Below are 25,695 nucleotides of genomic sequence, written 5' to 3'. Positions count from 1 at the left end.
GGTAGTCCCCTCAAATCGTAAAACGCTCTGGTCCGGGGCCTTGCGCGGCCCCGGCTTTCTCCGTTTTAGCGCATGCCATTACGGCCGCCAGCCCCGAGACTGTTATTTTTCCTGGACGTTCAGACGAATATGAAGTTCGCGCAACTGCTTGGGCGTCGCTTCCGAGGGGGCACCCATCAGGATGTCTTCGGCGCGCTGGTTCATCGGGAATAGCGAGATCTCGCGCAGATTCTGTTCACCCGCCAGCAACATGACGATGCGATCGACGCCGGCCGCCATGCCGCCATGCGGCGGAGCGCCATACTGGAAAGCCCGGTACATGCCGCCGAAGCGCTCGATCACCGTCTCCTCGCCATAGCCGGCAATCTCGAAGGCCTTCACCATCGCTTCCGGCTTGTGGTTGCGGATGCCGCCGGAGGCAATTTCAAAGCCGTTGCAGGCGATATCGTACTGATAGGCCTTCAGCGTCAGCGGGTCCTGGGTGTTGAGCGCATCGAGGCCGCCCTGCGGCATGGAGAAGGGGTTGTGCGAGAAATCGACCTTTTTCTCGTCCTCGTTCCATTCGAACATCGGGAAGTCGACGATCCAGGCGAGCTCGAAACGGCTCTCGTCCACCAGCTTGAGGTCGGTGCCCACCTTGGTGCGGGCGGCGCCGGCAAACTTGTAGAACTTGTTCGGATCGCCCGCGACGAAGAAGGCGGCATCGCCGGCCTTCAGGCCGAGCTGCAGCCGGATCGCCTCGGCCCGTTCCGGGCCGATATTGTTGGCGATCGGTCCGCGCGCGCCGATGCCTTCGGCATTGGGATCGGCCTGCTTCGTCGTCTCGTCGGTCGCCTTGTCGAAGAACAGGATGTAGCCCAGGCCCGGCTGCCCTTCGCTCTGCGCCCAGGAATTCATGCGGTCGGCGAAGGTGCGCTGGCCACCGCCCGGTCCGGGGATGGCCCAGACCTGGTTGGCCGGGTCTTCGAGCATGCGCGCGAAGACCTTGAAGTTCGAGCCGCGGAAATGCTCGGAAACCTCCTGCATGATCAGCGGGTTGCGCAGGTCCGGCTTGTCGGAACCATATTTGCGCAGCGCCTCCGCATAGGGAATGCGCGGCCAGCCCTTGGTGACGCTCTTGCCCTTGCCGAACTCCTCGAAGATGCCGGTGATCACCGGCTCGACGGCAGCGAAGACGTCTTCCTGGGTGACGAAACTCATTTCGAGGTCGAGCTGGTAGAATTCGCCCGGCAGGCGGTCGGCGCGCGGGTCCTCGTCGCGGAAGCAGGGAGCGATCTGGAAGTAGCGGTCGAAGCCCGCCATCATCAACAGCTGCTTATATTGCTGAGGCGCCTGCGGCAGAGCGTAGAACTTGCCGGGATGGATACGCGAGGGCACCAGGAAGTCGCGCGCGCCTTCCGGCGAGGAGGCCGTCAGGATCGGCGTCTGGAACTCGTTGAAGCCAGCCGCCTTCATGCGCGTACGCATGCCATCCACCACCTTGCCGCGCAGCATGATGTTGTTGTGGATGCGCTCGCGCCTCAGATCCAGGAAGCGGTATTTCAGGCGCGTCTCTTCCGGATAGTCCTGGTCACCGAACACGGGCAGCGGCAGTTCGGCCGCCTGTCCCAGCACCTCGATCTCGGTGACGTAGACTTCCACCAGGCCCGTGGGCATCTCGTGGTTCTCGGTGCCTTCGGGGCGCTTGCGCAGCTTGCCGTCCACGCGCACGACCCATTCCGAGCGCAGGGTCTCCGCCACCTTGAAGGCCGGCGAATCCGGATCGACCACGCACTGGGTCAGGCCGTAATGGTCGCGCAGGTCGATGAACAGCAGGCCACCATGGTCGCGGATGCGGTGGCACCAGCCGGAAAGCCGCACGTCCTGCCCGACATGGTCGAGGCGAAGATCAGCACAGGTGTGAGAGCGATAACGGTGCATAGGCGTGTCTTTCCGGACAAAGTGTTTTGCGATCGGACGGTATCACCGAGAATCGCAAAGACGCGTCAAACCAAGGTGCCAGAGTATAAGTGCGTTTTCGCCGAAACGCGCCTTGCTCTGGAGTTTGAGGTCATAGACCCCAACGCCACCGCCGCCGTCAAGGAGCAGCTTGACTTGTCCGGGCCAAACAAGGCCCTGAACATGCATTTAAGGCCGAAATCCTTGCCTTGTGGCGCCGTGTGCCCGATAAGCATATTCATGCCACAATCCTCCAGTTCCCCAGTCGCCATCATCACCACAACCCCGGACCTCGCCGCAGCCTGCTCTCGCCTCGCCGCACATGAGTTCGTTACCGTCGATACCGAGTTCCTGCGTGAGACCACCTTTTGGCCCAAGCTCTGCGTCGTGCAGGTTGCCAGCCGCGAGGAGGCTGTGGTCATCGACGCCCTGGCCGAGGGGCTAGACCTTGCTCCCCTGTTCGAGCTGCTGCGCAACGAGAAGGTGCTGAAGGTCTTCCACGCCGCCCGGCAGGACATCGAGATCGTCTGGCATCTCGCCGGCTTCATTCCCGCGCCGCTGTTCGACACGCAGGTCGCCGCCATGGTGCTGGGCTATGGCGACTCCATTGCCTATGACCAATTGGTCCAGCGCATCACCAACGCCCATATCGACAAGTCGTCCCGTTTCACGGACTGGTCGAAGCGCCCCCTCACCCAGGCCCAGATCAATTACGCCGTCTCGGACGTCACCCATTTGCGCGACGTCTACCTCAAGCTTGCGGCGTCGCTCGAGAAAAGAAAGAGGAGCCATTGGGTCGGCGACGAAATGTCTGTCCTGACTTCGCCGGATACCTATCGGCAGGCCCCGGAGGACGCCTGGCGGCGGGTAAGCGGACGCGTGCGCAAGCCGCGCGATCTTGCCGTGCTGGTCGAGGTGGCAGCTTGGCGCGAGCGCGAGGCCCAGTCGAAGAACGTGCCGCGTTCGCGCGTGCTCAAGGACGACGCCATCACCGAAGTCGCTCTGCAGGCCCCGGACACGCCGGAGAAGCTGGCCGGTATCCGCATGATTCCGAAGGGATGGGAACGCTCCCGCCCCGGCCTCGACCTGATCGAAGCGGTGAAGGCCGGTCTGGCTCGAGACCCAGCGAGCCTGCCACGCCAGGCACCGCCGCGGATCGCCAGCAATGGCGCCGGCGCGACGGTGGAACTGCTCAAGGTGCTGCTGAAGATGGTGGCTGAAAGCCAGGGCGTCGCCGCCAAGGTGATCGCCACCACCGACGATCTCGACATGATCGCAGACAGCGACACAGCCGATGTCCCGGCCCTGCATGGCTGGCGCCGCGAACTGTTCGGCGAGAAGGCGCTCGCCCTCAAGCACGGCAAGCTGGCGCTGGCGATCGAACGCGGCAAGGTCGCGGCAATTAGCCGATAGCTGGCTGTAATTGACTTGCGCTATGAGCCGGGTGAAGGCTGGGCGAATCGTTCGATGCGCCGGGCCTTTGGACGCATCGCAAGCAGGAGTATGAGCATAAAATGAAGGTCGCGGTTCTCGGCAGCGGCGTGATCGGAGTGACCTCCGCCTATTATCTGGCGAAGGCCGGACATGAAGTCGTCGTGCTGGATCGCCAGCCCGGCCCAGCTCTCGAGACCAGTTTCGCCAATGCCGGCGAGGTTTCCCCCGGCTATGCCTCGCCTTGGGCGGCTCCCGGCATTCCGCAAAAGGCGATCAAGTGGCTGTTGATGAAGCATGCCCCGCTGATCCTGCGCCCCCGTCCCGATCCGGCGATGGTCGCCTGGGTCTGGCGCATGCTGCTCAACTGCACCTCCGAGCGCTATGCCATCAACAAGAGCCGCATGGTTCGCCTGGCCGAATATAGCCGAGACAAGCTGATCGAACTGAGGGCCGCCACCGGCATCCGCTATGACGAGCGCATGCAGGGTACCCTGCAGCTCTTCCGTACCCAGAAGCAGCTCGACGGCATCGGCAAGGATGTCGAGGTGCTCAAGCGCGATGGTGTCCCCTTCGAGGTCCTCGATGCGGATGGCTGCATCGGCGCCGAACCGGCTCTTGCCCATGTCCGTTCCCTGATCCGCGGCGGCTTGCGCCTGCCCAATGACGAGACCGGCGACTGCTACAAGTTCACCGGCGCGTTGGCTCAGCTCGCCGAAACGCTCGGCGTGCGCTTTCGCTATGGCGTCGAGATCAAGCGGCTCGTCTTCGCCGGCGACAAGATCGAAGGCGTCGAGACCAGCACAGGCGTCGAGAAAGCCGACGCCTACATTGCGGCTTTCGGCAGCTACACACCCGGTTTCGTCGCGCCGCTCGGCCTCAAGGTGCCGGTCTACCCGGTCAAGGGCTATTCGCTCACCATTCCGATCGTCGACGAGAGCCGGGCGCCGGTCTCCACCATCATGGACGAGACCTACAAGATCGCGATCACCCGGCTCGGTGATCGCATCCGTGTCGGTGGCATGGCCGAAATTTCGGGCTTCAGCAAGGACCTGCCGCCGGCCCGCCGTGACACGCTGGCCCAGTCGGTAAGCGACCTCTTCGGCGGTTCGGGCAATCTGGCCGCCGCGAGCTTCTGGTCGGGCCTGCGTCCGATGACGCCGGACGGCACGCCGGTGATCGGCCGCACGCGTTACAAGAACCTGCTGCTCAACACCGGCCATGGCACATTGGGCTGGACCATGGCCTGCGGCTCCGGCCGTGTGATGGCCGATATCGTCAGCGGCAAGAAGCCGGAGATCGACGTCTCGGACCTCGGGTTGAACCGCTACGGGGCCTGAACGTTCCGGTCCTTCATCCCGGCAGAGGCCACACCCCACTGGCTGCAGACAGCGGGGTGTGGCCTTTGCCAACCTGTCTCCCCTATTCCGCCGCGACCGTGACAGTCTCCGCCGGATCGAGGATCCGGATCACGGCCTCGCGACCGATCAGGCGCCCGAGCGCCTTCATGCGGGCGTTGAGGCGTTCGCCCACCAGCCCCTCCAGGTCGCGGGGCACATCGAGCAGCAGTTTGCCATGACTGACATAGAGCGGCGCGCGCGGTAGCACGCCCGGCATCGAGGCGGACAGGATGTAGCCTACCCGCATCAGCCCCCCGAGGATGCGCGCCCGGTCGAGGATGCGCGCGGTGGCGATCTCACGGATGCGGGGAGACAGTTCCTCCTCGTTCAGGCCGACATGGCGGAAATAGTTCGCTACCGCCATATAGGCGCGACCACGATGATCGACGCCGACAAAGGCGGCGTGGGCAATGATGTTGAGGCTCTGCTCGCCACGATAATCGGGGTGGGCGCGCCAGCCGATATCGGCCACCAGGCAGGCCGCATGGCGCTGGCGTTTCTCGTCGGCCGTCTCGTCGAGGTGGGTCGATGCCATGAAGCGGTCGCCCCAGCGCACCAGTTCCTCGCCGTGCCGCGGCGAGCGCGAACGCAGGATGTTGAGTTCGCTGGCTGCGGTGATCAGGGGATCGAGCTTGCGGCTCTCCTCGTCGAGCAGCGAATAGAGCAGGCCTTCACGCACGCCCTGGGCCGAGATCACCACATCGCGCGGCTTGCCGGCCTTGATGACCTCGCTCATCACCGCCGCGCCATAGGCGAGCAGCGGCAGGCGCCCGGTCGAAACCGTGTCCTTGCCGATCAAAGTGGTGTTGTCGACCCGCATGATCAGCTTGCAGAAATCGAGCATCTCCCGCGCCGGCACGCTGTAGCCATGCATGATGTGCAGGGGATAGCCGAGCTGCATCATGTGCAGCTTGGCAAGCGAACGCCAGGTACCGCCGACCGCATAGAAGGTGCGGTCCTTCAGATGTTTCAGCGGGTCCGCCTTGGCGAGCTTTTCCTGGGCGATCTTCGACGCCTTGCGCACCGACTGGCCGGAGGTGTCCTGCAAGGCAAGCCCGCCGAGCGGTGTCGTCATGCCCGCGCCGGCGCGATGGCCGTGCACCTCGATCAGTTCGAGCGAACCACCGCCCATGTCGCCGACCACGCCGTCCGGCATGTGGAAACCCGAGATCACGCCATAGGCCGACAGGCGCGCCTCGCGCTTGCCGGACAGCACTTCGATCTCCGCACGGCAGATCGCCGTGGCGCGGGCGATGAACTCCTCGCCGTCCTCGGCATCGCGCGCCGCCGCCGTCGCCAGGACGTAGAGGTCCTTCACGCCCATGGTGTCGCATAGGGCGCGGAAGCGGATGAGCGCCGCATAGGCCTTGGCGACGGCTGCGGGATCGAGGCGCTTGGTGGTCATCACGCCACGGCCGAGGCCGCACAGCACCTTCTCGTTGAAGACGGCCGTCGGCGCGCGCGTCAGCCCCTCATAGACCACCAGACGAACCGAGTTTGAGCCAATGTCGATCGTCGCGATCGGCGGCCCCTGGCAGATGCGCCCCTGCGCGAAACCGGGCTGTCCCGGGCTCGGCCCCGCCAGGTCGGCGGCCTGGACATGGGGCAGCGTGTCAGCGTCTGCGGCTGAGGAGCGTTCGGGGAGAGTTGTGTTCAAGAGATTTGCCTCGTCCCGATAGGCTGGGATTGGTCATGAAATATTTGTGGGCGTTGAAGGGCTCTTCGTCAGGCTGCGGGACTATGCGTTCCGCAGTTCCGTCGGGCAAGATGCTCCAGCTCTGTTGATTGTCGATAAGATTGGCGATCATGATCTGATCGAGCACCTGCTCGTGCACCGTCGGGTTGAGGATAGGGCAGAGCGCTTCGACGCGGCGGTCGAGATTGCGTTCCATCAGATCGGCCGAGGAGATGTAGACGGCCGCCTTCTGGTGCGGCAGGCCATGGCCATTGCCGAACGCATAGATGCGGCCATGCTCGAGGAAGCGGCCGACGATCGACTTGACGCGGATGTTCTCCGACAGGCCGGGAACGCCCGGCCTGAGGCAGCAGATGCCGCGCACCACCAGATCGACCTGCACACCCGCCTGGCTGGCTGCATAGAGCGCATCGATGATCATGGTGTCGACCAGCGAGTTGCATTTGCACCAGATGGCGCCCGGCCGGCCAGCCTTGGCGTGCTCGATCTCGGCATTGATGTGGTCGAGGATGCGCTGCTTGAGCGAGACGGGCGAAACCGCCATGCGCTCCAGCGCCGCCGGCTCGGCATAGCCTGTGATGAAGTTGAAGATGCGCGAGACGTCTCGCGCGATCACAGGATCGGCGGTGAAGAAGGACAGATCCGTGTAGATCCGCGCGGTGATGGGATGGTAGTTGCCAGTGCCGACATGGCAATAGGACACGAGCTGGCCCATCTCGCGCCGCACCACCAGCGAGAGCTTGGCGTGGGTCTTCAGCTCGATGAAGCCGAACACCACCTGCACGCCGGCGCGTTCGAGATCGCGGGCCCAGCGTATGTTGGCTTCCTCGTCGAAGCGTGCCTTCAGTTCCACCAGCGCCGTGACCGATTTTCCGGCCTCGGCGGCCTCGGCCAACGCCTTGACGATCGGACTGTTGGAGGAGGTTCTGTACAGCGTCTGCTTGATGGCGACCACGTTCGGGTCGCGCGCTGCCTGGTTGAGGAACTGCACCACGACATCGAAAGATTCGTAGGGGTGGTGCACCAGGATGTCCTTCTGCCGGATGGCGGCGAAGGCATCGGCCCCATGATCGCGGATACGCTCAGGCGAGCGTGGCGAATAGGGCTTGAATTTGAGGTCCGGACGATCGAGCCCGACGAGTTGCGACAATTCGTTGAGGGCGAGCATGCCCTCGACGCGAAATACCGCGTCGTCGGCGACGTCGAGTTCCTCTGTCACGAATTGGCGGATGCTGTCGGGCATGCCGGCCTCGATCTCGAGGCGGATCACCACGCCGCGCCGGCGCTGCTTGAGCGCCGTCTCGAACAGCAGCACCAGGTCTTCCGCCTCTTCCTCGACTTCGAGATCGGAATCGCGGATGACCCGGAAGGAGCCCTGCCCCTTCACGGTATAGCCGGGGAACAGTTTGGCGATGAACAGCACCGCCAGATTTTCCAGCGTGATGTAGCGGGCCGCCCCGGTTTCGGCGAAGTCCGGCAGGCGGATGAAGCGCTCGACCTTGTGGGGCGCACGGATCAGGGCGTTCAGCATGCGCCCGTCGCTCATGCGCTTGAGCTGCAGGGCGATGGTGAAGCCGAGATTGGGAATGAACGGGAACGGGTGGGCCGGATCGACGGCGAGCGGGGTGAGGATCGGGAAGATGTAGCTGAGGAAATAATCGTCCAGCCACGCGCGCTCGGCCTTGGAAAGGTCGCGCGGCTCGGTGATCACGATGCCCTCGAGCAGCAGGTCGTCGCGCAATTCGGTCCAGCGTTTCTGCTGGTCGGTGGCGAGCTTGGACACGGCCTCGCCGATCTTGACGAGCTGTTCGGCCGGCGACAGGCCGTCTGGACTGCGCGCCGTGACGTCTTCGCGCACCTGGCCGATCAGGCCGGCGACGCGCACCATGAAGAACTCGTCGAGATTGCTGGCCGAGATCGACAGGAATCGCAACTGCTCGAGCAGGGGATGGCTCTTGTTGGACGCCTCTTCCAGCACGCGGCGATTGAATTGCAGCCAGGAAATCTCGCGATTGATGAAGCGATCCGGGCTGACGCGCAGCGCGATCGAGTCTTGAGAGGGAGCCACGTCATGTGCCGCCTCCCGCATCTCATCGCCTTGCATCGCGCTCTCCACCGTCTGTGCCGTGCTGGTCATGGTCGTCAATGCCGCTCGCTATGTCCCGCGCTGCTGTTCCCATCCCGCCGGTCGGAATCGCCGTCCGCCATGGGGAAGCCTGCTTAGGCCGCCTATATGACAATGCTGTCACATAAAATGGCCGCGCTGGGGAAAATTCGCAAAACTTCGCCCCGTCGCCTGTGGAACCGTCGCTGGCTGCTCAATGAACTGGACCCGGGCGGAGGAGCGTAAGCGCGACCTGATCGCGATCACTCCTCGTCGAATGGCGACGCCAGCACTTCCTTCAGAAGTTCGGCCGCGAGTGCCCGCGTGATCCGGCGGCCGCGTGACAGGCCTTCGCGATCGAGCACGGCAACCACCTGGCGCGCTGCGGCGAAGGAGCGCTCGATGCGCCGAACGAGGAAGTCGACCAGGCTGGAATCGACGATGAGCTGCCGGTCGAGGAAGAGCTTCACCAGCAGCATGCGGAAGAGATCGTCGTCCGGCGTGGCGATGGTCAGGGCCGGCATGGCCCGCAGGCGCGAGATGAGGTCGGGAAGCACAAGACCCCAGCGCTCGGGGGGTTCGTGAGCGGTGATCAGCAGGGAGGCGCCCGCCTCGCCGGCGAGGTTGAGCAGATGGAAAAGCGCCGTCTCGTCGATGCCACGCCCGGCATCTTCGATCACCACCGCCTTGTGTGAGACCAGCACGGGGACATTGTCGTCCCGCAGCGCCTCGCCCGTCAGCGTGACCGCGCCTGCGGCTTCGGACCAGATCGCCGCCAGATGGCTCTTGCCCGAGCCGCTCGGGCCGATCAGCAGGGCACGACGGGACGGCCAGTCCGGCCAACGTTCGATGAAGGCATAGGCGGCCTCATTGGACGGCGAGACCAGGAAATCCTCGCGGGCGAACGAGGCCCGCAGCGGCAGATCGAGCGCCAATTGGCGGGGAAGGGTCACGACGAAGGGTCCGATGGCAGCACCTCGGCCTGAGCCTGGCCGACATGGCCGGTATAATACTGGCTGGCGAGGTAGCGCGACAGGGCAAAGCGCACCAGGACGCCGATCGCCGCCGCCACCGGCACGGCAACCAGCAGGCCGATGAAGCCGAACAGGCTGCCGGCGGCCAGCAGGGCGAACATCAGCCAGACCGGATGCAGCCCGACCGAACCGCCGACCAAGCGTGGCGAGAGCACATAGCCTTCGAGAATCTGCCCTGCCACGAAGACCAGGGCGGCATAGACCGGCAAATGCCAATCTGGCCAGACCTGGACCAGTGCCACGCTGACGCTGACCACGAAACCAAGGATGGAACCGACATAAGGGATAAAGGAGGCCAGACCGGTGCACAGCCCGATGAGGAAGCCGAAGCTGACACCGAGAAAGGTCAGGCAGGAGCCGTAGAACAGACCGAGCAGGAAGCAGACCGTCGCCTGGCCGCGCACGAAGCCGGCGATGGCGGCATCGATGTCGCGGAAGATGCCGCGGATGGCGTCGGCGTGGTCACGCGGCAGCCAGCTGTCGACACGCGCCACCATATGATCCCAGTCGAGCAGGATGTAGAAAGCCACCACCGGCGTGACGATCAGGATGCTGACCACCCCGATGACAGCCTGGCTGCCCGACCAGAGCGAGGAGACGAAGGTGGCAAGGACCTGGGCCCCCTGCCCGACATAGTCGCCGAGCGACTTCTGGATGTCCTGCAGCCGTTCGGTAAGCAAGCCCCCGAGCCAGCTCTGGTTGAGTTCGCCCAGAATGCGCTGCATGGAGGCCACGATGCTCGGCAGCCTCTCGCGCAAGCCGTTGAACTGCTCGCCCAGCATCGGCACCAGCAGAAGGATCGCCAGCACGATGAGGAAGATGAAGCCGAGCAGAATCAGGGAGGCGGCTGCCCAACGGGGCAGTCCCAGCCTCTCAAGCCTGTCGGCGACGGGATCGAGGAAATACGCGATCGCCAGGCCGGCGACAAAGGGCCATACCATGCCCTGGAGTAGCCAGATCAGCGCGATGAACAGGGCCAACGCACCGAGCCAGAAGAATACCTGCCGTTGGAGGCTCATCCATTCGCTCCTGAAGCTCGATCCACACCGTTCTCCCCGGCCAAGCAAGCCTCGTCCGGGACGGCTGAGATGGCGGATGGCCTTCCGCGGCCGGAATATTCATCCGGCCATATGGTTGAGCCACTGGCGCAGATAGGCGGCAGCCGAGGCAATGGTCAAGAGCGTGACCAGGATGGAACCCACTTCGATCAGGAAAGGAAAAGGCCATCCCGTGCCCTTGGCGAACAGCACGAGCGCCACAAAAGCGATCTGTACCGCGGTGTTGAGCTTGGAAAGCATCAGCGGCGCGATCTGTACCGGCTGGCTCATGACCCAGGACACCAGCACGGCGCCGATGATCATGAAATCGCGGAAGACGGCGAGGATAACCAGCCAGGCAGGCACCACACCGACGATCCCCAGCGTGACGAAGATCGAAACCAGCAGGGCCTTGTCCGCCAGCGGGTCGAGCACGGCCCCCAATTCACTGCGCATGTCGAAGCGCTTGGCGATGAAGCCATCGACGCCATCGGAAACGCCGGCAACCAGGAAGGTGACGAACGCCCAGCCCCATGCCCCCGAGGTGATGCACAGCACCGCCAGCGGCACCAGGCAAAAACGCAGGATGGTGATCAGATTCGGTATCGTCATGATCGGATCGTAGCAAACCACGAGAGGGCAGGCACGTCGGGGCGGATTCGCCGGCATCCTCTGCGGTTGTCTGGCAGGTCGGGCGACCCGACGGTGACGTCGGGCATCGCCGTGACACGTCCAAACAAGGCGTCAGAGCACCACCACCGTGGTGCCGACCCCCACCCGCTGGTAGAGGTCCATTACATCCGGGTTGGCCATGCGAATGCAACCGGAGGACACCGCCCGGCCGATGGTATTCGGCTCATTGGTGCCGTGAATGCGATAGAGCGTGGACCCCAGATAGAGCGCACGCGCCCCCAGCGGATTGTTGAGGCCGCCCTCCATATGATCGGGCAGTTCGGGACGGCGGGCGATCATTTCCTTGGGCGGCGTCCAGCTCGGCCATTCAGCCTTGCGGCTGATGGTTTCGGTACCTTTCCAGGTGAAGCCCTGTTTGCCGACGCCGATGCCATACCGGAGCGCCGTGCCGTCCTCCTGCACGAGATAGAGCCGCTTCTCCTTGGTCGAGATCACGATGGTGCCGGGGCTGTAGCCCGAGAACGGCACCACCGTGCGCGGGATCGGGGACTGCGCCAGCATGGCCTGGCCATCGTCCTTGGTACCGGAATCGAGATTGGGCGAGATGCTGTTCGGATCGATCGAGGCCTGGCGCTGCGGGCGCCGGCCTGGCGTCACATCGCCATCCTGGTCGCCATAATAGCCATAGGGATCCTCTTGATAGTCGTAAGGCTCCTCGAAGTTCCGATCCGCCCGGTAGGTCGGCTGGGGATCCCGCCACTGGCGCGGACGGGAGACGCCATCGTCCTGATAATAGCCGTCGTCCGGAGGATAGCCCCACTCCTGGGCCTGGGCCGTCCCCCCGATCACCAGGAGGGCAAGGACGGGTAAAAGTGCTTTTCTTGCAATCGTCATGTCGAGAACCACACGTCCCGGAAGAACGCCCGGGGTTGCGCCCTGCAGGGCAATGCAAGGCAAGATGGCTGCGACAATCCCGGAAACGGCGGGCGTAATTGTGGCAATGGCAGCGGCAGAAAGTCGCTATTTTTTAACCCTTTGTTCAGCATGCATTCAGATCGGGTTGACTGTCCTTGCGGAAAGGGATCCCATGTCCTCCGCCGTGAGTTCCTCATTCAAAGCCACTTCCTTGCCGTGAGGGCAGCGCATCATGAGCCTTGCCACGGTTCCGATATCCGCCCTGGCCGTTTCGCTTCCCGACGAGGCAGCCGCGCAGGCATGGAACGGCTTTCTCGAATTTCGCTCTTCCCAGGAAGCGGCGGCGGCCCGTCCCGCGCATATGCTGGGCGAAGGCGGCAAGGACGATTGGGTCCACGCTCTGCATTGGAAAAAGCCGCGGGCTACGGTCGACCCGATCGGTTGCTTCCTGCTGCGCGACGTCGAGGTCTGGCGTCCCGGCATCCTCGTCCATGGCGGCCAGGTCATCGACGATGCCAATCTGTCGACCAACATCGCCTTGTCCATGGCCCGCACCGACACGAATTTTGCCTCGCGTTTCAGCGAGACGGCGGCCAGACCCATAGACCGTCCCGCTCTCGTCGTAGCCGGCCCGGGATATACCATCTGGGGCCATTGGCTGGTCGAATTCCTGCCGCGGATACCCATTGCCAGCCAGTTCCTGGCATCGCTGCGTGAAGAATGGGTCATCCCGCTGCCCCATGACACGCCGTCCTGGGTCGAGGATTTGCTGCTGTCGGCCTGCAACGTGCCTCGGGAAGCAATCCTGCGTTACACACCGGGACGGGAGCGCCTGCTCTTCGCACGCGCGGTGGTACCGACATTCTGCTTCTCCGGCGAATATACTTTCCACCCCTATCTGCGTGAATTCTACCGGTCGCTGGTACCGGCTTCGGCGCCGGCCCACCGGCGCCTCTGCCTTTCGCGAGGCGGTCCCGGCCCCTCGGCCAATCGGCCTTTCAGGCAGCGTGACTTCTTTGAGCAGCAGGCCAGGCGACGCGGTTTCGACGTCATCCGTCCCGAGGAACTGAACCTGTCCGACCAGATTGCAACGTTGTCGCAGGCCAGCGCCCTCATCGGCGAATATGGCTCGGCCCTGCATGGCTCGGTCTTTGCCGGGCCGGGCACCGTCGTCGGCTGTATCGGGCATTGGAACGCCGTCCAGATGCGCTTGAGCGACGTGCTGGAGCAACAAGGGGTCTACCTGACTCGCGGATGCCTTTGGCCCAGCGCCGACAGGCCGATGTCCATCGACACGAGCCCGGACGACATCGAGAGCTTTCTCGATCGCGTGACATCGCTGCTGGACTGAGTGTCCGGCGCTCGAATGTCCGTCCTGGCGACGTGACGTGATCCCGTCAAATCGCAAAGCGCCCCAGAAACAGCCGCCCCACTGCTACTTGCCCGTGAACCGATTGTTCTTGGGAAAGCCCTTGGGTGGCAGGCGCCCGGCGTCGGCTCGATTGCCAGTCCATTCGACCAGGTCGGTGACGGTCCAGGTCCGGTCCGAGGAATCACTCCAGGTCAGTCCCTGCGCCTTGTCGAACACACGCACGTCGGAAAGTCCGCCGTCCTTGTATTTCTGTAGCCTGACGCCCCTGCCCCGCGACATCTCGGTGATCTGGTGCAACGGGAAGACCAGCATCTTGCGATTCTCGCCGATCACGGCGACCGTGTCGCCGATGGCGGGCACGATCAGCTTGGCTTCCGCCGGCGCATCGACATTCAGCACCGACTTGCCCTTGCGGGTATTGGCCAGGATATCGTCCTCGGGCACCAGGAAGCCGCGTCCGTCGGTCGCCGCAATCAGCAACCGTCGCCCGCCCTGATAGGCGAACACGTCGACCACGTCGGCCCCCTCGTCGATATCGACCATCAGGCGGATCGGCTCGCCCATGCTGCGGCCCCCCGGGAGCTTGGAAGCCTCCAGCGTGTAGACCTTGCCATTGGTGGCGAGGATGAGGAGCCGGGCCGTCGTCTCGGACTGGAAGCCGAGCTTGAGCCGGTCGTCGGCCTTGAAGCTGAGGCCCGAGAGATCGCTGAGATGACCCTTCTGGGCCCGGATCCAGCCTTTTTCGGAAACGATCACGGTGATCGGCTCGCGCTCGACCATCGCCTCGGCCACCGCCGACAGATCGATGGTGCCTGCCTTCGAGGCATCGATGTCGGTACGGCGCTTGCCGAGCGGCGTGTCCGGGCCGAACTTCTTGGCGACTTCGCTGACCTGCCAGCCCACCGTCTTCCATTGCAGCGCCTCGGAGGCGAGCAGCTTCTCGATGCCGGCCTTCTCCTTGGCGAGATCGTCGTGTTCGCGCTTGAGTTCCATCTCCTCGAGCTTGCGCAGATTGCGCAGGCGCATGTTGAGGATCGCCTCGGCCTGCACGTCGGTCAGGTCGAAGGCCTTGATCAATTCGTCCTTCGGCTCATCCTCGTAGCGGATGATGCGGATCACCTCGTCGAGATTGAGGTAGGCGATGATATAGCCGGCCAGGACCTCCATGCGCCTTTCCACGGCGGCGAGGCGGAACTTGGAGCGCCGGATCAGCACGTTACGGCGATGGCTCAGCCATTGCTGCAGCGCTTCGCCCAGCGAGAGCACGCGCGGCACCTGGCCATCGACCAGCACGTTCATGTTGAGGGAAATCCGGCTTTCGAGCTCGGAGAGCTTGAACAGCGATTCCATCAGCACGGCTTCGTCGACATTGCGCGACTTCGGCTCGATGACGATGCGCACATCCTCGGCCGATTCATCGCGTACGTCGCCGACCAGCGGCAGCTTGCGCTCCTCGAGGAGCTCGGCAAGCTTTTCGATCAGGCGGCCCTTCTGCACCAGCCAGGGAATCTCGGTGATCACGATCACCCAGGTTCCCCGCCCCAGATCCTCCTTGTGCCAGCGTGCCCGCACGCGAAAGCCGCCGCGGCCAGTGCGGTAGCTTTCCTGCATCGAGCCGGCGCTTTCGACGCAGATGCCGCCGGTGGGAAAATCCGGCCCCTTGACGAATTGCAGGAGGTCGGCGGTCGAAGCCTGGGGATTGTCGATCAGATGCAGCGCCGCCTGGCAGAGCTCATAGGCATTATGCGGGGGAATCGAGGTGGCCATGCCCACCGCGATGCCCTGTACGCCATTGGCGAGCAGATTGGGGAAGGCGCCGGGCATCACCACCGGCTCCTCGTCCTCGCCATTATAGGTGGCGCGGAAGTCCACCGCGTCCTCGTTGATCCCTTCCAGGATCAGGGTGGCGACCTCGGTCAGGCGCGCTTCGGTGTAACGGTAGGCGGCGGCATTGTCGCCGTCGATATTGCCGAAATTGCCCTGCCCGTCCACCAGCGGATAACGCTGGGCGAAATCCTGCGCCAGGCGCACCAGCGCGTCGTAGACGGCCTGGTCGCCATGCGGGTGGAACTTACCGATGACATCGCCCACCACGCGAGCGCATTTCTTGAAGGCCTGGTCGGGATCGAGGCGCAGCAGGCGCATGGCATGCAGGATGCGCCGATGCACCGGCTTCAGGCCGTCGCGCGCATCCGGCAGGGCTCGTTGCGTGATTGTCGAGAGTGCATAGGCAAGGTAGCGCTGCTCGAGCTCGGCGCGCAGATTGACCGTCCTGACTCCATCGCCTTCCGGCGGATCGTCCATCTCATCCATGCGGTTGACTTACCGAAAATGCCTGATTCGGAGCAAGTCGTAGACCTTATGATACAGGGCCAATCCCCCGATCACGTGCTATTGTAGTGTCATTCAGGACTCCATCCTGTTCGGTCTCGCTGGAGTCCCCATATCCTTATTGGTTCCAGTGGCGTATTTCTTGGGTCAGGAATGCATCATGTTTCAGAGTTTGCCGTGGCGAGGTCAGGGTAACGTGGCGGAATTGTCTCCGCCTCCGCAGAACGAAATCGTCAAGCCGCCGCGCCCCGTTCTGGGGCTTGCGCTCGGTGGCGGTGCCGCACGAGGGTTCGCCCATATCGGCGTGATCCGCGTGCTGGTGGAAGCGGGCTACGACATCGACGTGATCGCGGGTACGTCGATCGGAGCGGTGGTCGGTGGCTGCTACATTGCCGGCAGGCTCGACGATATCGAGGACTGGGCCCGCAGTCTCACCAAGCGCCGGGTCCTCAATTTTCTCGATCTGAATTTCGGCGGCAGCGGCCTGATGTCCGGCACCAAGCTGGCCCTGCTCCTGCAGAATGGCCTGGACGGCGTGCAGATCGAAAGTCTGCGCATTCCCTTCGTCGCGATCGCCACCGAAATCGGGCCGGGCCATGAGATCTGGCTGACGCGCGGCAATCTGGTCACCGCCATGCGCGCCTCCTATGCCCTGCCCGGCATTTTCGAGCCTGTCCGCATCGGCGGGCGCTGGCTGATGGACGGTGCCTTGGTTAATCCCGTGCCCGTCTCCGCCGCGCGCGCCCTCGGCGCCCGGGCGGTAATCGCCGTCAATCTCAATGGCGAACTGACAGGCCGCGGCGGCGTCATCCATACATTCGGGGCCACCTCGATGGAAATGGACGACCCACCCGTGCCCAAGCGCAATGGTTTCGGTGCCGCCACCTCGATGGTCCGGCGTCGCTTCGGTTTCGCCAGATCGCGCGAAACGCGCCAACGCCGCAACTCGCCCGGCATCCACACGGTGATGATGGAGGCCTTCAACATCACCCAGGACCGCATCTCCCGCTCGCGGCTGGCCGGCGACCCGCCCGATGTCTCGATCGGGCCGCGCCTCGGCCGCATCTCGCCCTTCGACTTCCATCGCGCCGCCGAGGCCATCGACATGGGTGCCGAAGCCGCCTTGAAGTCCCTAGACGACATCAAGGAGACCATGGAAGCGCTGGCATAGCGCCCTCCATCCCGCACAAGCTTCTGGATCTCAACGCGACGCCTGGAGGACGGTCGTCGTCATCAGGGTGCGATCAACCCGTTGACGCCGGGACGGGACAGATGCAGCAGTTGATAGATGGTTCCTGCCTCTTCAGGCGGCTCGCACGCCCACAGTTGAAAGACCACCAGCGTCCAATCCGTGGGGTCGACCGCGAGGGTCGACAGGCAGCTCCCATCCCTGGCCGCTTCGAGAGCCAAGCGCTCGCGCGCTTGCGCAATGTCGCCGGCCGGATCGATCTCGGCCTCCATCCCCTGCTCTCGAAGCGTCGCAAAACGTGCCTCTGACAGGGATTCCGGGCCGGACAGACACGAGACCCCGGCCCAGCGCCGTACCGACGGACGGCCGAAGGCGGAGACGAGGCCGGCAAAGCCCCCGCCTTCCCAGAGGAAGCGGCCCATGCCTTCAGGCGCGGCCCACAGATAGAAGGGGGCATATTGGTTGACGGCCGCGCCGTGAACACCTTTTTCCCGGATCAGATAGGCCTTGAGTCCCAGCCCCGGAAAATTGTCGAGCAGCGAGCCCTTGCTGGCCACCCGGGTGCGGATGATCGCCATGTCGTAATCGGCCGGCAAGGTGATGGCATAATGCATCGCTTCCATTTGAAACTCCTCACACCGGTTCGTGCCACTGCACGGCGCGGCCATCCTGCACGGCCTGGACGCTGACATAGACGAAGGCATCGGCTTCGCCCGCGCCATGCCAATGCAACTCGCCGGGCGCGAACCAGACCGCATCGCCGGGGTCGAGTTCGATGATCGGGCCATTGCGCTGCTGCGCAAGGCCACTGCCGCTCACCGCGAGCAGCAATTGTCCACGGGGATGGCTGTGCCAATGGGTGCGCACACCCGGATCCAGCGTGGCGCGCATGGCCGTGGGCTCGCCATCCCGCACACCCGCGATCAGATGCTGCACCCGGAAGGGCGCGGACGCGATACCCGCCGGTGCAGTCTCTATCGCCTCGCCGGCCCGGATCACGGTCATCTCGTCGGGAAGGCCCGGCCCGCTCATGCCGGCACCTCTTCCACCATCTGGGTGAGGCCATTGCTGAAGGACCAGCCGTCGCGCTCGGTGGTGGTGACGACGATCATGATGTCGTCGGGCCGAAGTCCCGGCGCCTGTGTGAGCAGTTCCACCACGCGCCGGTAGAATTGCTGCTTCACCGTCGTGCTGCGCGGGCGCCCGGCCGTGATGGCGATCAGCACGAAATCGTCGGAACGCTCACCGCTGAAATAGCCGCGATCGTAGACCAGCGCCTCCGGATCGAGCTGTTCGATGATCTGGAAACGGTCGGCCAGTGGAACCTCGAAGGCTTCGACCAGGGCGCGATGCAGATTATCCGACAGGGCGCGGAGATAATCAGGGGATTTCCCCTTGCGGAGTGAAATACGGGCGAAAGGCATGACGGATGTCCTCAACGCCAAGGCCTGCTGCCTTGACCCCTCCATCATGTCACTGCATATTCATCCTGAAAATCAGGAAATATTTGATGATACATCCTGAAAATCGGGACAATTTTCATGCGGCTGGTCAATTTCGACATCGATGTCCTGCGCAGCTTCGTTACAGGCATCGAACTGGGCAGCTATGCCCGCGCCGCGGAGCATCTCAGCCGGTCCACTTCCGCGGTCAGCGCCCAGCTCAAGAAGCTGGAAGAACAAGCGGGCACCGCCTTGTTCCGCCGGGCCGGCCGCGGCCTGGCGCTCACCGAGGCGGGTGAAACGCTGCTGACCTATGCGCGCCGCCTGCTCGCCCTCAATGACGAGGCGGTCTCGGCCCTGAGCGGAGCAGATCTTGCCGGCCATGTGCGCTTCGGCGTGCAGGAAGATCTGGGAGAGACGCTGCTACCGCAAATCCTCGGCCGTTTCGCGCGGGCCCATCCGAGGACGCGCATCGAAACCCGCCTTGCCCGCAATGCCGATCTGCTGAAACGCATCGCCAGTGCCGAGCTCGACCTCGCCATCGCCTGGGGAGACCAGACGAGGCAGGCTCCAGCCGCCATGGCCGGCGAGCATCTCGCCGATATCGCCATGCGTTGGATCGGCCTTCGTGATGGCCTGTCCGGGCAGCGCTTCGGCGACCGGCTGACGAAGCGGGATGAACCTTTGCCGCTGGTGATGTTCGAGGCCCCTTGCCTGTTCCGCAGCGTCGCAACCGAGGTGCTCGACCGCGCCGGCATTGCCTGGCGCATCGCGGTGACCAGCACCAGTCTCGCCGGTCTCTGGGCGGCGATCTCAAGCGGACTGGGCGTGACCCTGCGCACCGAGATCGGCCTGCCGAGCCATCTTGCCGTGCTTGGCGAGGAAAGCGGCCTGCCGGCGCGATTGCCGACACTGCCGCTGCTGCTGCATCGCACGCAGGCTCAGCACAATGCGGCCACGGACCGGCTGAGCGAGATCATGCGGGAGAGCCTGACCCAGCCTCTCCTGCCCAAAAAGATCGCCTGACGCTTTCGGAGCAAAGCGCGTCCACACCGAACGCTCTTTGACCGGACTTTTCGTTCCATCGTGCCGCGCAATCAGCCACGGCGTCCGCTCATAAACTACTTTAAGATCAGGCCGTAATATATTCACGCATCGCCTTGGCTTCCGCCTCCATTTCGGCCAGGCGGAACTTCACCACGTCACCGATCGAGACGATGCCGACCGGCAGGCCATTTTCGACCACCGGCATGTGACGGAACTTGCCGGCCGTCATCCTTTCCATGATGTGGGGAATGGTATCCTGCTCATGAACGGTCTCGACCTTGGCCGTCATATGCTTGGATACGGGATGGTCGAACCCCTCGGCCGAGGCCTTGGCGAGCGCGCGCACGATATCGCGCTCGGACAGGATGCCGGCGATGCTGCCGTTCTTGTTGGTGATCAACACCGCGCCGATGCGCTTTTCGGCGAGCGTCCGGGAAGCGTCGGCAATGGTTGCGTCCGGCGACAGAGTGACGATGTCGCGGCCCTTGCCCTTCAGGATCTGTGCAACGGTCATGGGTACTCTCCTCAGACTGAACGTGCGCCTGCAGCGTCTTGATCTTGGGGGAGAATCCCGACAAGGGACGACCAGCCCCGCCTATGATGATGGCGTCTGCACGCCCATCGCGCAAGGGGCTGGTTCAAATGCAACCATTTGGTGAATCGATTTACGGATTGGCCCCTCAGGAGCCCGAGCCGGCTTTCAGAATGAACTCGACCAGAGCCCTGCGCCGATCGGCATCGTCCATTCCGGCATAGATCATCCGGGTGCCCGGCACCACCGCCTGCGGTGCCGCGATGAAGCCATCGAGGGTGGCGGCGTCCCAGGTCAACCCGCTCGCCTGCATGGCCGGCGAGAAGGGATAGCCCGGCAGCGTGCCGGCCTTGCGGCCCGCGAGCCCCTGCAGGATCGGTCCGGTCGCCGAACGGGCCCCGCGGCCGATCTGGTGGCAGTGGGCGCAGGGTTCGAACACCGGGGCGAAGGTCGCTTCCGGCGGGCGGATATCGGCAATCGCCTGGGCAGGCGACGGGGGCGGAGCAACCTCGCCGACCGAGCGCAAGGCAATGAAAGTCCCGACCGCGACACCACCGAGTGCCGCGGCCAGGCCGAACCAGACAATCCTGCTCACGAGGCGAGCGCGCGGCGCATCTTGTCCAGCGCCTCCTCACGGGGCGCCTGATAGTCGATCAGCGTCACCAGTTCGCCCTTGGCGTTCATCATGTAGACGGCCGTCGAATGATCGAAGGTATAGCCGTCCCCTTCCCCCACCTTCTTGGCGTAGACGCGGAACTTCTTGATGATGTCGGCCACCTGCTCGGGCGTGCCGGTGGCGGCGGTGATGCGCGGATCGAAGCTCTCCAGATAGGTCTTGAGCAGTTGCGGCGTATCGCGGGCCGGGTCCACGGAAACGAAGACGACGTTGAACTTGTCCCCATCCGGCCCCAGCGCCTTCAATCTGTCCGTCATGTCAGTCAAGGTCGTCGGACAGGCATCGGGACAATTGGTGTAGCCGAAGAAATAAGCGGTGGGCTTGCCCAGGAAAGTGGCCTGTGTCACCGGCTTGCCGTCCTGATTGGTCAGGCTGAAATCACCACCGATGAAGCTGGACTGGGCCGTCGGTTTGCCGCCCATGCTTTGCAGGGCCAGCACGCCCGCGGCCGCCAGCACGGCGAGCAGCGCCACGAGAACCACCAGTTGGAGACGACTGGATTTGAGGGTCATGAACACCTCCCGCCTCAATGGTTGCTGTGGTCGGCTTCGGCCGGCTGCTTGGCGCCAATGGCTTCGACCTTGAACTTCACCGGCACCGTGCCGGCCTTCTCGAACACGAGCGTGCCGTCGATGGACTGGTTGGGCTTGAGCTGCTGCTTGAGCCCGGTGAACATCAGATGGAAGGCTGACGGGCTGAGTTCAACCTTGCCATGGGCCGGAATTTCCAGCCCGCCTTCGACGGGCGACATCTTCATGACGCCGTCCTTGTTCGACATCTGATGGATCGAGAAGCCGGCTGCGGCCGAGAAGCTGCCGCCGACCAGCTTGTCGGGTTGGTCACCGGTGTTCTCGATGATGGTGTAGCCGCCGGCGACCGGCGCTCCCTGCGGGGTGGCACGGGTCCAGGGATGGGCGATCTGGAGCGTGCCGGCCTTGTAGTCATGGGCCAGGGCCCCGGAGGCGAGCGTGGAGGCGAGCGCCAGAACACCGAAAATCCGGGTGCCGAAGAACGGAACGAGTTTCATGGGAAAACCTGAACGGAATCGAGCAGCCTTGCACAGGCTGCGGAGGAGGAAGGGTGAAGGCGGTGAACCGTTCAGCCTATCGGCGGTCCGCGCGGCCAGACGGGCCTGCGATCCTGCCTGGTCGCCGCGAAAAAGCCCTGCGAGGGGCGGAACCTGACGACCTGCGGAAAGCGGATGACGCTGGCGACCGCCTGGACCTGCGGCAGAGCCGGCGCTAGGCGAAGTGCACACTGGTCACAGGAATGGCCAGCATGGGCCTTGCCGCCGGCATCCGCATCGCCGAACTGGCAGATGGTGACCACCGTCCCGGCGATGACGACGGTTGCCGCGCCTCCCCGGCCCTCCTCGCTGGCGAGCGAACCGCCCATGCCGTTGAGCAGCAGCCCAAGGGCAAGCAAGGCAGCCAGACATTGCCGCAGCAATGGGAAGTGGCGGGATAGGATCATGGCCGCATATGCAGCCGAGCCGCTGCCGAAAGTCAAGGCGGCGCCATGGCGCATGAAAACGCCCAGGGCCATACGTTCGAACATGAGCGCGTCTTGCACTGACGCCCTGTTTCGCTGCGTCTCCGCGAGACCCGATGATTCCGCCAAATCGCAAAACGCTCTGGGGAGCGCCGATCCGCGGCACCCGCCGAAAACAAAAATGCCGGCCTTCTCAACTCCATCTCCTGATGGGGCTGAGAAGGCCGGCAGTCGTCAAAAATCTCCGGAGCCTGGCGCATTCTTTAAAAACGCTTCCCTGCTCCACCTCCTCGCTCCGACAAGCCTCTGCGTATCCCGGTGGGCTTCACCAGGCCGCAAATGCTCTAGTCGTCGCGATAGACGCGCTCACGGCGCTCGTGCCGCTCCTGGGCTTCCAGCGACAAGGTCGCGATCGGCCTGGCGTCGAGACGCTTGAGAGAGATCGGTTCGCCCGTTTCTTCGCAATAACCGTAGGAGCCGTCATCGATGCGGGCAAGGGCCGCGTCGATCTTCGAGATCAGCTTACGCTGGCGATCCCGGGCTCGCAGTTCGATGGCACGATCCGTTTCCGAAGAGGCACGATCGGCTAGATCGGGGTGGTTCTCGTTCTCGGCCTGCAGATTGGCGATGGTATCCTGCGCTTCGCGCAGGATGTCGAGCTTCCAGGCATTGAGCTTGCGCCGGAAATAGTCCCGCTGACGCTCGTTCATGAAAGGCTCGTCGTCAGTCGGCCGATAATTGGTATCTACACTCAATGAAGTCATGTAAGAATCCCAACACTCCGCTACTGGGCGAGAGGTCTATAGTCGCAGTGACGCGTCACGACAATGCTCTTCGTTGTCACCGATTCGTTGAAAACGATAAAGTTGTGCACATGGCTTAGCCGGCCGTGTCCTCCTTGCTCTTTAGAATGAGGCCTCCGGCGACGTCCGTCACGCCCGGCCTGGGCAAGGCATCGAAGGGCATCGGCCTGCTCGCCATCATGGCCGCAAGTCCAAGGCGGGCCGTCAGGATGCCGTTCAGGACGCCTTCCCCCAATTTGGCCGATATACGCGAAGCCAGGCCGTGGCCGAGCGCCTGGCTGATCAGGGAATCACCGGCGGCCATGCCACCGGTGATGGCGAGATTGCCGAGGGCATGGCGCAGCAGGCGCATCATGCCGAGGCCGCCCGGCCGGCCGCCATAAAGGGTCGCGAGCCGTCGGATCACCCGCAACGTCTCAGCACCCACGAAAAACATGTCGACCAAAGCACGAGGGCTGACGGCGGTGACCAGCGACACCCGCTTGGCCGCATCAGCGATGATCCGCTGGGCTTCGGCATCGAGCGGTCCCATCAGTTCGCGCTCGGTGACCCTGATCAGATCGGCGCCGTCGACGATATCGCCGGCGGCCGCCTCCACCGCCGCGCGGGCCCTGGCCATGCGCGGGTTGGCGGCATAGAGCTTGACGAGATCGCGCGACAGACCGCGCGCTGCATCGCGGTCATCCTTGGCAATGGCCAGCAACGCCCTGTCGTGCAGATGCTCGATGCGCGACAGCCGCATCAGGCCGATGACTTCCCGGATGGCAATGACAGCGAAAGCCAGAACCGCCAACCCCGTCAGGGCGGCGCCGAGCCAGCCGAGCCAGCCGGCATAGGAAAAGAGGTCGTCGATCAGCTTGGTCAGCGACAGGCCGACGGCGAGAGAGACCAGTCCGCCCACGGCCGACCAGAACAAGGTGCCCCAGCGCGAACGGCGCGGCCGCTGCGGCGCGACTTCGGCAGCCTCTTGCTCGAAGGCCTCCGGTTCAGGCGTCACCACCACATGGCCGCGCCGCATCGCCGCCGCCACCGGCGTATCGGCCATCACCACATTGGGATCGTTGAGGCGGAAGGCACGCGGCTTGCGGGGTTCCGTATTCATTCGCTCACGCCAGTTTGTCGCCGATCAGGAATTCGAGCGCCCGGTCCAGGCGAATATGGGGAAAGATCTGCCCGTCTTCCAGTCTGGGCGGACGGAAGCGGATGAAACGGTAATCGACCCCGCCTTCCCGGAGGTTTTCGAGGCCGTTGAAGCCGGAACCCGAGAACACGGCATTGGGATCTTCGGGCAGTTCGCCCGGGAACACGGCGATCTCGGCCTCACCATCGAAGACCTCGTCCCCCGAGCGCTCGCCGGCCATGGGCGTACCGATGATGCAAGGCAGGTTCTCGCGCCCCTGCTTGACACTGGCCTCCCTGGTGGCGCGGATGGAGGCGAGCGCCACCACATCCACGCTGGCGCCCGAAAAGGCCGCGCGCCCGATCGCCCCATCCGCCATCTTGCGTAGGATCGCCTCGAGACGGTCATGGCTGGCGTGATGCAGATGATCGGCCTTGGTCGCGGCGAACAGGATCTTCTGGATGCGCGGCCGGAAGATCGCCGACCACCAGCTGTTCGCGCCCACGCGAAAGGCCGACAGCACCGAAGTCAGCGCGGTTTCTAGATCATGCACAGCCTGGGGGCCGGCATTGAGGGCGGACAGTGCGTCGACCAGCACGATCTGGCGGTCGAGCCGGGCAAAGTGATGCGTGAAGAAGGGACGCACGATCTTGTGCTTATAAGCCTCGAAGCGCCGCTCCATCATGGCATGCAAGGAGCCGGACCTGATATCCCCCGCCTTGGAGAGATCGAGCGGCGCGAAGGTCAGGGCCGGCGACCCTTCCAGATCGCCCGGCAGCAGGAAGCGTCCCGGCGGCAGGGTCGAGAGGGCGAAACGCTCGTCGCGTCCGGCCTTGAGATAGGCGGTGAACAGCGCGGCAGCCTCGCGCGCCAGGGCCTCGTTTTCGGGAGCCGCCGGATCGAGCCTGGCCAGCATTTCGTGCCAGGGGCCGGCAATGGCCAGGCGCGATCCCTCGCGGCTGGCGGCGATCGTCTGCGCCGACCACTCGGCATAGCTCATGTTGAGCAGAGGCAGGTCGAGCAGCCATTCGCCGGGATAGTCGACGATATCGAGGGTCAGGCGCGACATGCCGGCGGCAAAGCGCCGGTTCGACTGGAAATCGATGACCAGGCGCAGTTCCGAGATCTGGCGCGTCGAATCGGGCCAGCGCCGGGCCGGGCCGGCCAGATCGGCCAGATGAACCTCGTAGTCGAAGCGCGGCACGGTGTCGTCAGGCTGCGGCGACAGCGAGGAGCCGGCAATGCGGCCCTCGGCCTGGGCACGGAAGACCGGCAGGCGCCCTCCCTCGACCAGGGCCTGCACCAGGGCGGTGATGAATACAGTCTTGCCGGCGCGCGAAAGGCCAGTGACGCCGAGGCGGACCGTCGGATTGAAGCTCGACGCGGCAAAACCCGCCAAACTCTTGGCCGCGATCAGCGCTTCGTCGAACACGGACATCCAGGAGGAGGCTTGTGGCGGCATGGTCCGCATCACTTAAGGGCAAGCGCGGCAAAATTCCAGCAT

Annotated in this window: 24 protein-coding genes; 5 read left to right on the top strand and 19 right to left on the bottom strand. The window is 64.2% G+C overall.

Annotation, left to right across the window (positions count from 1 at the left end):
* Positions 1-102 precede the first annotated feature (102 nt).
* On the bottom strand, positions 103-1,920 hold the full coding sequence (aspS, locus tag ACIGJE_RS15520; RefSeq protein ID WP_367622565.1) for an aspartate--tRNA ligase: 1,818 nt from the start codon (positions 1,918-1,920) through the stop codon (positions 103-105).
* 258 nt (positions 1,921-2,178) lie between these two features.
* On the opposite strand from aspS, the gene rnd reads away from it, so the two are divergent.
* Together rnd and ACIGJE_RS15510 are read left to right on the top strand one after the other, a co-directional pair.
* Positions 2,179-3,351 carry a ribonuclease D gene (gene rnd, locus ACIGJE_RS15515; protein ID WP_311938068.1) on the top strand — a complete coding sequence of 391 codons (1,173 nt, stop codon included), beginning with the start codon at positions 2,179-2,181 and terminating at the stop codon, positions 3,349-3,351.
* 101 nt (positions 3,352-3,452) lie between these two features.
* Positions 3,453-4,709 (top strand): D-amino acid dehydrogenase, encoded by a 1,257-nt coding sequence (locus ACIGJE_RS15510; RefSeq protein ID WP_415085260.1) that lies wholly within the window; start codon positions 3,453-3,455, stop codon positions 4,707-4,709.
* 82 nt (positions 4,710-4,791) lie between these two features.
* Here the strand turns inward: ACIGJE_RS15510 and ACIGJE_RS15505 are convergent, their stop codons facing one another.
* The 6 genes from ACIGJE_RS15505 to ACIGJE_RS15480 all read right to left on the bottom strand — a co-directional run bounded on the left by ACIGJE_RS15505 (position 4,792) and on the right by ACIGJE_RS15480 (position 11,930).
* Complete coding sequence (locus tag ACIGJE_RS15505; protein WP_483680259.1) at positions 4,792-6,354, bottom strand: Ppx/GppA family phosphatase; 1,563 nt, start codon at positions 6,352-6,354, stop codon at positions 4,792-4,794.
* Positions 6,355-6,382: 28 nt separating this feature from the next.
* Positions 6,383-8,554: an RNA degradosome polyphosphate kinase gene (locus ACIGJE_RS15500; protein WP_483680257.1), complete on the bottom strand. Its 2,172-nt coding sequence runs from the start codon at positions 8,552-8,554 to the stop codon at positions 6,383-6,385.
* Between the two features lie 278 nt (positions 8,555-8,832).
* Positions 8,833-9,522: a P-loop NTPase family protein gene (locus tag ACIGJE_RS15495; RefSeq protein WP_415085258.1), complete on the bottom strand. Its 690-nt coding sequence runs from the start codon at positions 9,520-9,522 to the stop codon at positions 8,833-8,835.
* The gene (locus ACIGJE_RS15490; RefSeq protein WP_415085256.1) at positions 9,519-10,622 is read right to left on the bottom strand and encodes an AI-2E family transporter; all 1,104 of its coding nucleotides are present in this window, start codon (positions 10,620-10,622) and stop codon (positions 9,519-9,521) included. The genes ACIGJE_RS15495 and ACIGJE_RS15490 overlap by 4 nt, the downstream gene beginning before the upstream one ends.
* Before the next feature lie 99 nt (positions 10,623-10,721).
* Entirely contained in the window at positions 10,722-11,252 is a 531-nt protein-coding gene (locus tag ACIGJE_RS15485; protein WP_311938057.1) for a CDP-alcohol phosphatidyltransferase family protein, read from the bottom strand.
* Positions 11,253-11,384: 132 nt separating this feature from the next.
* Complete coding sequence (locus tag ACIGJE_RS15480) at positions 11,385-11,930, bottom strand: L,D-transpeptidase (RefSeq protein WP_376717695.1); 546 nt, start codon at positions 11,928-11,930, stop codon at positions 11,385-11,387.
* A 490-nt stretch (positions 11,931-12,420) separates the two neighbouring features.
* On the opposite strand from ACIGJE_RS15480, the gene ACIGJE_RS15475 reads away from it, so the two are divergent.
* Positions 12,421-13,539, top strand: a complete 1,119-nt coding sequence (locus ACIGJE_RS15475) for a glycosyltransferase family 61 protein (protein WP_415085253.1) — start codon at positions 12,421-12,423, stop codon at positions 13,537-13,539.
* Between the two features lie 84 nt (positions 13,540-13,623).
* Here ACIGJE_RS15475 and parC read toward each other — a convergent pair whose 3' ends face one another.
* Positions 13,624-15,873 carry a DNA topoisomerase IV subunit A gene (gene parC, locus ACIGJE_RS15470; protein WP_415085251.1) on the bottom strand — a complete coding sequence of 750 codons (2,250 nt, stop codon included), beginning with the start codon at positions 15,871-15,873 and terminating at the stop codon, positions 13,624-13,626.
* Positions 15,874-16,051: 178 nt separating this feature from the next.
* Between parC and ACIGJE_RS15465 the strand changes: the two genes are divergently transcribed.
* Entirely contained in the window at positions 16,052-17,062 is a 1,011-nt protein-coding gene (locus ACIGJE_RS15465) for a patatin-like phospholipase family protein (RefSeq protein ID WP_311938049.1), read from the top strand.
* A gap of 62 nt (positions 17,063-17,124) precedes the next feature.
* On the opposite strand, the gene ACIGJE_RS15460 is transcribed toward ACIGJE_RS15465, so the two are convergent.
* From ACIGJE_RS15460 to ACIGJE_RS15450, 3 genes are read right to left on the bottom strand one after another with little or no spacing between them, the layout of a single operon-like run.
* Complete coding sequence (locus tag ACIGJE_RS15460) at positions 17,125-17,703, bottom strand: DUF4865 family protein (protein ID WP_311938048.1); 579 nt, start codon at positions 17,701-17,703, stop codon at positions 17,125-17,127.
* Positions 17,704-17,713: 10 nt separating this feature from the next.
* Positions 17,714-18,112 carry a cupin domain-containing protein gene (locus tag ACIGJE_RS15455; RefSeq protein WP_311938046.1) on the bottom strand — a complete coding sequence of 133 codons (399 nt, stop codon included), beginning with the start codon at positions 18,110-18,112 and terminating at the stop codon, positions 17,714-17,716.
* Positions 18,109-18,504, bottom strand: coding sequence for a tautomerase family protein (locus ACIGJE_RS15450; protein ID WP_311938045.1), 396 nt, complete (start codon positions 18,502-18,504; stop codon positions 18,109-18,111). Before ACIGJE_RS15450 ends, ACIGJE_RS15455 begins: the two co-directional genes overlap by 4 nt.
* 117 nt (positions 18,505-18,621) lie before the next feature.
* On the opposite strand from ACIGJE_RS15450, the gene ACIGJE_RS15445 reads away from it, so the two are divergent.
* Positions 18,622-19,548: a LysR substrate-binding domain-containing protein gene (locus tag ACIGJE_RS15445; protein ID WP_311938043.1), complete on the top strand. Its 927-nt coding sequence runs from the start codon at positions 18,622-18,624 to the stop codon at positions 19,546-19,548.
* A gap of 106 nt (positions 19,549-19,654) precedes the next feature.
* Here the strand turns inward: ACIGJE_RS15445 and ACIGJE_RS15440 are convergent, their stop codons facing one another.
* The 8 genes from ACIGJE_RS15440 to ACIGJE_RS15405 all read right to left on the bottom strand — a co-directional run bounded on the left by ACIGJE_RS15440 (position 19,655) and on the right by ACIGJE_RS15405 (position 25,653).
* A complete protein-coding gene (locus ACIGJE_RS15440) occupies positions 19,655-20,083 on the bottom strand; it encodes a CBS domain-containing protein (RefSeq protein WP_311938041.1) in 429 nt (142 codons plus the stop codon).
* A gap of 166 nt (positions 20,084-20,249) precedes the next feature.
* The gene (locus ACIGJE_RS15435; RefSeq protein ID WP_311938040.1) at positions 20,250-20,696 is read right to left on the bottom strand and encodes a c-type cytochrome; all 447 of its coding nucleotides are present in this window, start codon (positions 20,694-20,696) and stop codon (positions 20,250-20,252) included.
* Positions 20,693-21,289 carry an SCO family protein gene (locus tag ACIGJE_RS15430; protein ID WP_311938038.1) on the bottom strand — a complete coding sequence of 199 codons (597 nt, stop codon included), beginning with the start codon at positions 21,287-21,289 and terminating at the stop codon, positions 20,693-20,695. Before ACIGJE_RS15430 ends, ACIGJE_RS15435 begins: the two co-directional genes overlap by 4 nt.
* Positions 21,290-21,303: 14 nt before the next feature.
* Positions 21,304-21,804 carry a copper chaperone PCu(A)C gene (locus ACIGJE_RS15425; protein ID WP_367622555.1) on the bottom strand — a complete coding sequence of 167 codons (501 nt, stop codon included), beginning with the start codon at positions 21,802-21,804 and terminating at the stop codon, positions 21,304-21,306.
* 71 nt (positions 21,805-21,875) lie between these two features.
* Positions 21,876-22,334, bottom strand: a complete 459-nt coding sequence (locus tag ACIGJE_RS15420; protein ID WP_311938034.1) for a hypothetical protein — start codon at positions 22,332-22,334, stop codon at positions 21,876-21,878.
* Positions 22,335-22,612: 278 nt separating this feature from the next.
* Complete coding sequence (gene dksA, locus ACIGJE_RS15415; RefSeq protein WP_105862881.1) at positions 22,613-23,032, bottom strand: RNA polymerase-binding protein DksA; 420 nt, start codon at positions 23,030-23,032, stop codon at positions 22,613-22,615.
* Positions 23,033-23,147: 115 nt separating this feature from the next.
* Complete coding sequence (locus ACIGJE_RS15410; RefSeq protein WP_415085240.1) at positions 23,148-24,173, bottom strand: YcjF family protein; 1,026 nt, start codon at positions 24,171-24,173, stop codon at positions 23,148-23,150.
* Positions 24,174-24,177: 4 nt separating this feature from the next.
* Entirely contained in the window at positions 24,178-25,653 is a 1,476-nt protein-coding gene (locus ACIGJE_RS15405; RefSeq protein ID WP_415085238.1) for a YcjX family GTP-binding protein, read from the bottom strand.
* Positions 25,654-25,695 lie beyond the last annotated feature (42 nt).

The sequence above is a fragment of the Labrys sp. E2SS-1L genome, assembly GCF_057073705.1.
The sequence above is the reverse complement of the archived record's forward strand: the minus strand, read 5'-3'. Positions and strand labels throughout refer to the sequence as shown.

Excerpts from the sequence above, each read along its gene's own strand:
- aspS (WP_367622565.1), bottom strand. The coding sequence starts at position 1,920 with ATGCACCGTTATCGCTCTCACACCTGTGCTGATCTTCGCCTCGACCAT.
- rnd (WP_311938068.1), top strand. The coding sequence starts at position 2,179 with ATGCCACAATCCTCCAGTTCCCCAGTCGCCATCATCACCACAACCCCG.
- ACIGJE_RS15510 (WP_415085260.1), top strand. The coding sequence starts at position 3,453 with ATGAAGGTCGCGGTTCTCGGCAGCGGCGTGATCGGAGTGACCTCCGCC.
- ACIGJE_RS15500 (WP_483680257.1), bottom strand. The coding sequence starts at position 8,554 with ATGCGGGAGGCGGCACATGACGTGGCTCCCTCTCAAGACTCGATCGCG.
- ACIGJE_RS15490 (WP_415085256.1), bottom strand. The coding sequence starts at position 10,622 with ATGAGCCTCCAACGGCAGGTATTCTTCTGGCTCGGTGCGTTGGCCCTG.
- ACIGJE_RS15485 (WP_311938057.1), bottom strand. The coding sequence starts at position 11,252 with ATGACGATACCGAATCTGATCACCATCCTGCGTTTTTGCCTGGTGCCG.
- ACIGJE_RS15475 (WP_415085253.1), top strand. The coding sequence starts at position 12,421 with ATGAGCCTTGCCACGGTTCCGATATCCGCCCTGGCCGTTTCGCTTCCC.
- parC (WP_415085251.1), bottom strand. The coding sequence starts at position 15,873 with ATGGATGAGATGGACGATCCGCCGGAAGGCGATGGAGTCAGGACGGTC.
- ACIGJE_RS15465 (WP_311938049.1), top strand. The coding sequence starts at position 16,052 with ATGTTTCAGAGTTTGCCGTGGCGAGGTCAGGGTAACGTGGCGGAATTG.
- ACIGJE_RS15460 (WP_311938048.1), bottom strand. The coding sequence starts at position 17,703 with ATGGAAGCGATGCATTATGCCATCACCTTGCCGGCCGATTACGACATG.
- ACIGJE_RS15455 (WP_311938046.1), bottom strand. The coding sequence starts at position 18,112 with ATGAGCGGGCCGGGCCTTCCCGACGAGATGACCGTGATCCGGGCCGGC.
- ACIGJE_RS15450 (WP_311938045.1), bottom strand. The coding sequence starts at position 18,504 with ATGCCTTTCGCCCGTATTTCACTCCGCAAGGGGAAATCCCCTGATTAT.
- ACIGJE_RS15445 (WP_311938043.1), top strand. The coding sequence starts at position 18,622 with ATGCGGCTGGTCAATTTCGACATCGATGTCCTGCGCAGCTTCGTTACA.
- ACIGJE_RS15440 (WP_311938041.1), bottom strand. The coding sequence starts at position 20,083 with ATGACCGTTGCACAGATCCTGAAGGGCAAGGGCCGCGACATCGTCACT.
- ACIGJE_RS15430 (WP_311938038.1), bottom strand. The coding sequence starts at position 21,289 with ATGACCCTCAAATCCAGTCGTCTCCAACTGGTGGTTCTCGTGGCGCTG.
- ACIGJE_RS15425 (WP_367622555.1), bottom strand. The coding sequence starts at position 21,804 with ATGAAACTCGTTCCGTTCTTCGGCACCCGGATTTTCGGTGTTCTGGCG.
- ACIGJE_RS15420 (WP_311938034.1), bottom strand. The coding sequence starts at position 22,334 with ATGTTCGAACGTATGGCCCTGGGCGTTTTCATGCGCCATGGCGCCGCC.
- dksA (WP_105862881.1), bottom strand. The coding sequence starts at position 23,032 with ATGACTTCATTGAGTGTAGATACCAATTATCGGCCGACTGACGACGAG.
- ACIGJE_RS15410 (WP_415085240.1), bottom strand. The coding sequence starts at position 24,173 with ATGAATACGGAACCCCGCAAGCCGCGTGCCTTCCGCCTCAACGATCCC.
- ACIGJE_RS15405 (WP_415085238.1), bottom strand. The coding sequence starts at position 25,653 with ATGCCGCCACAAGCCTCCTCCTGGATGTCCGTGTTCGACGAAGCGCTG.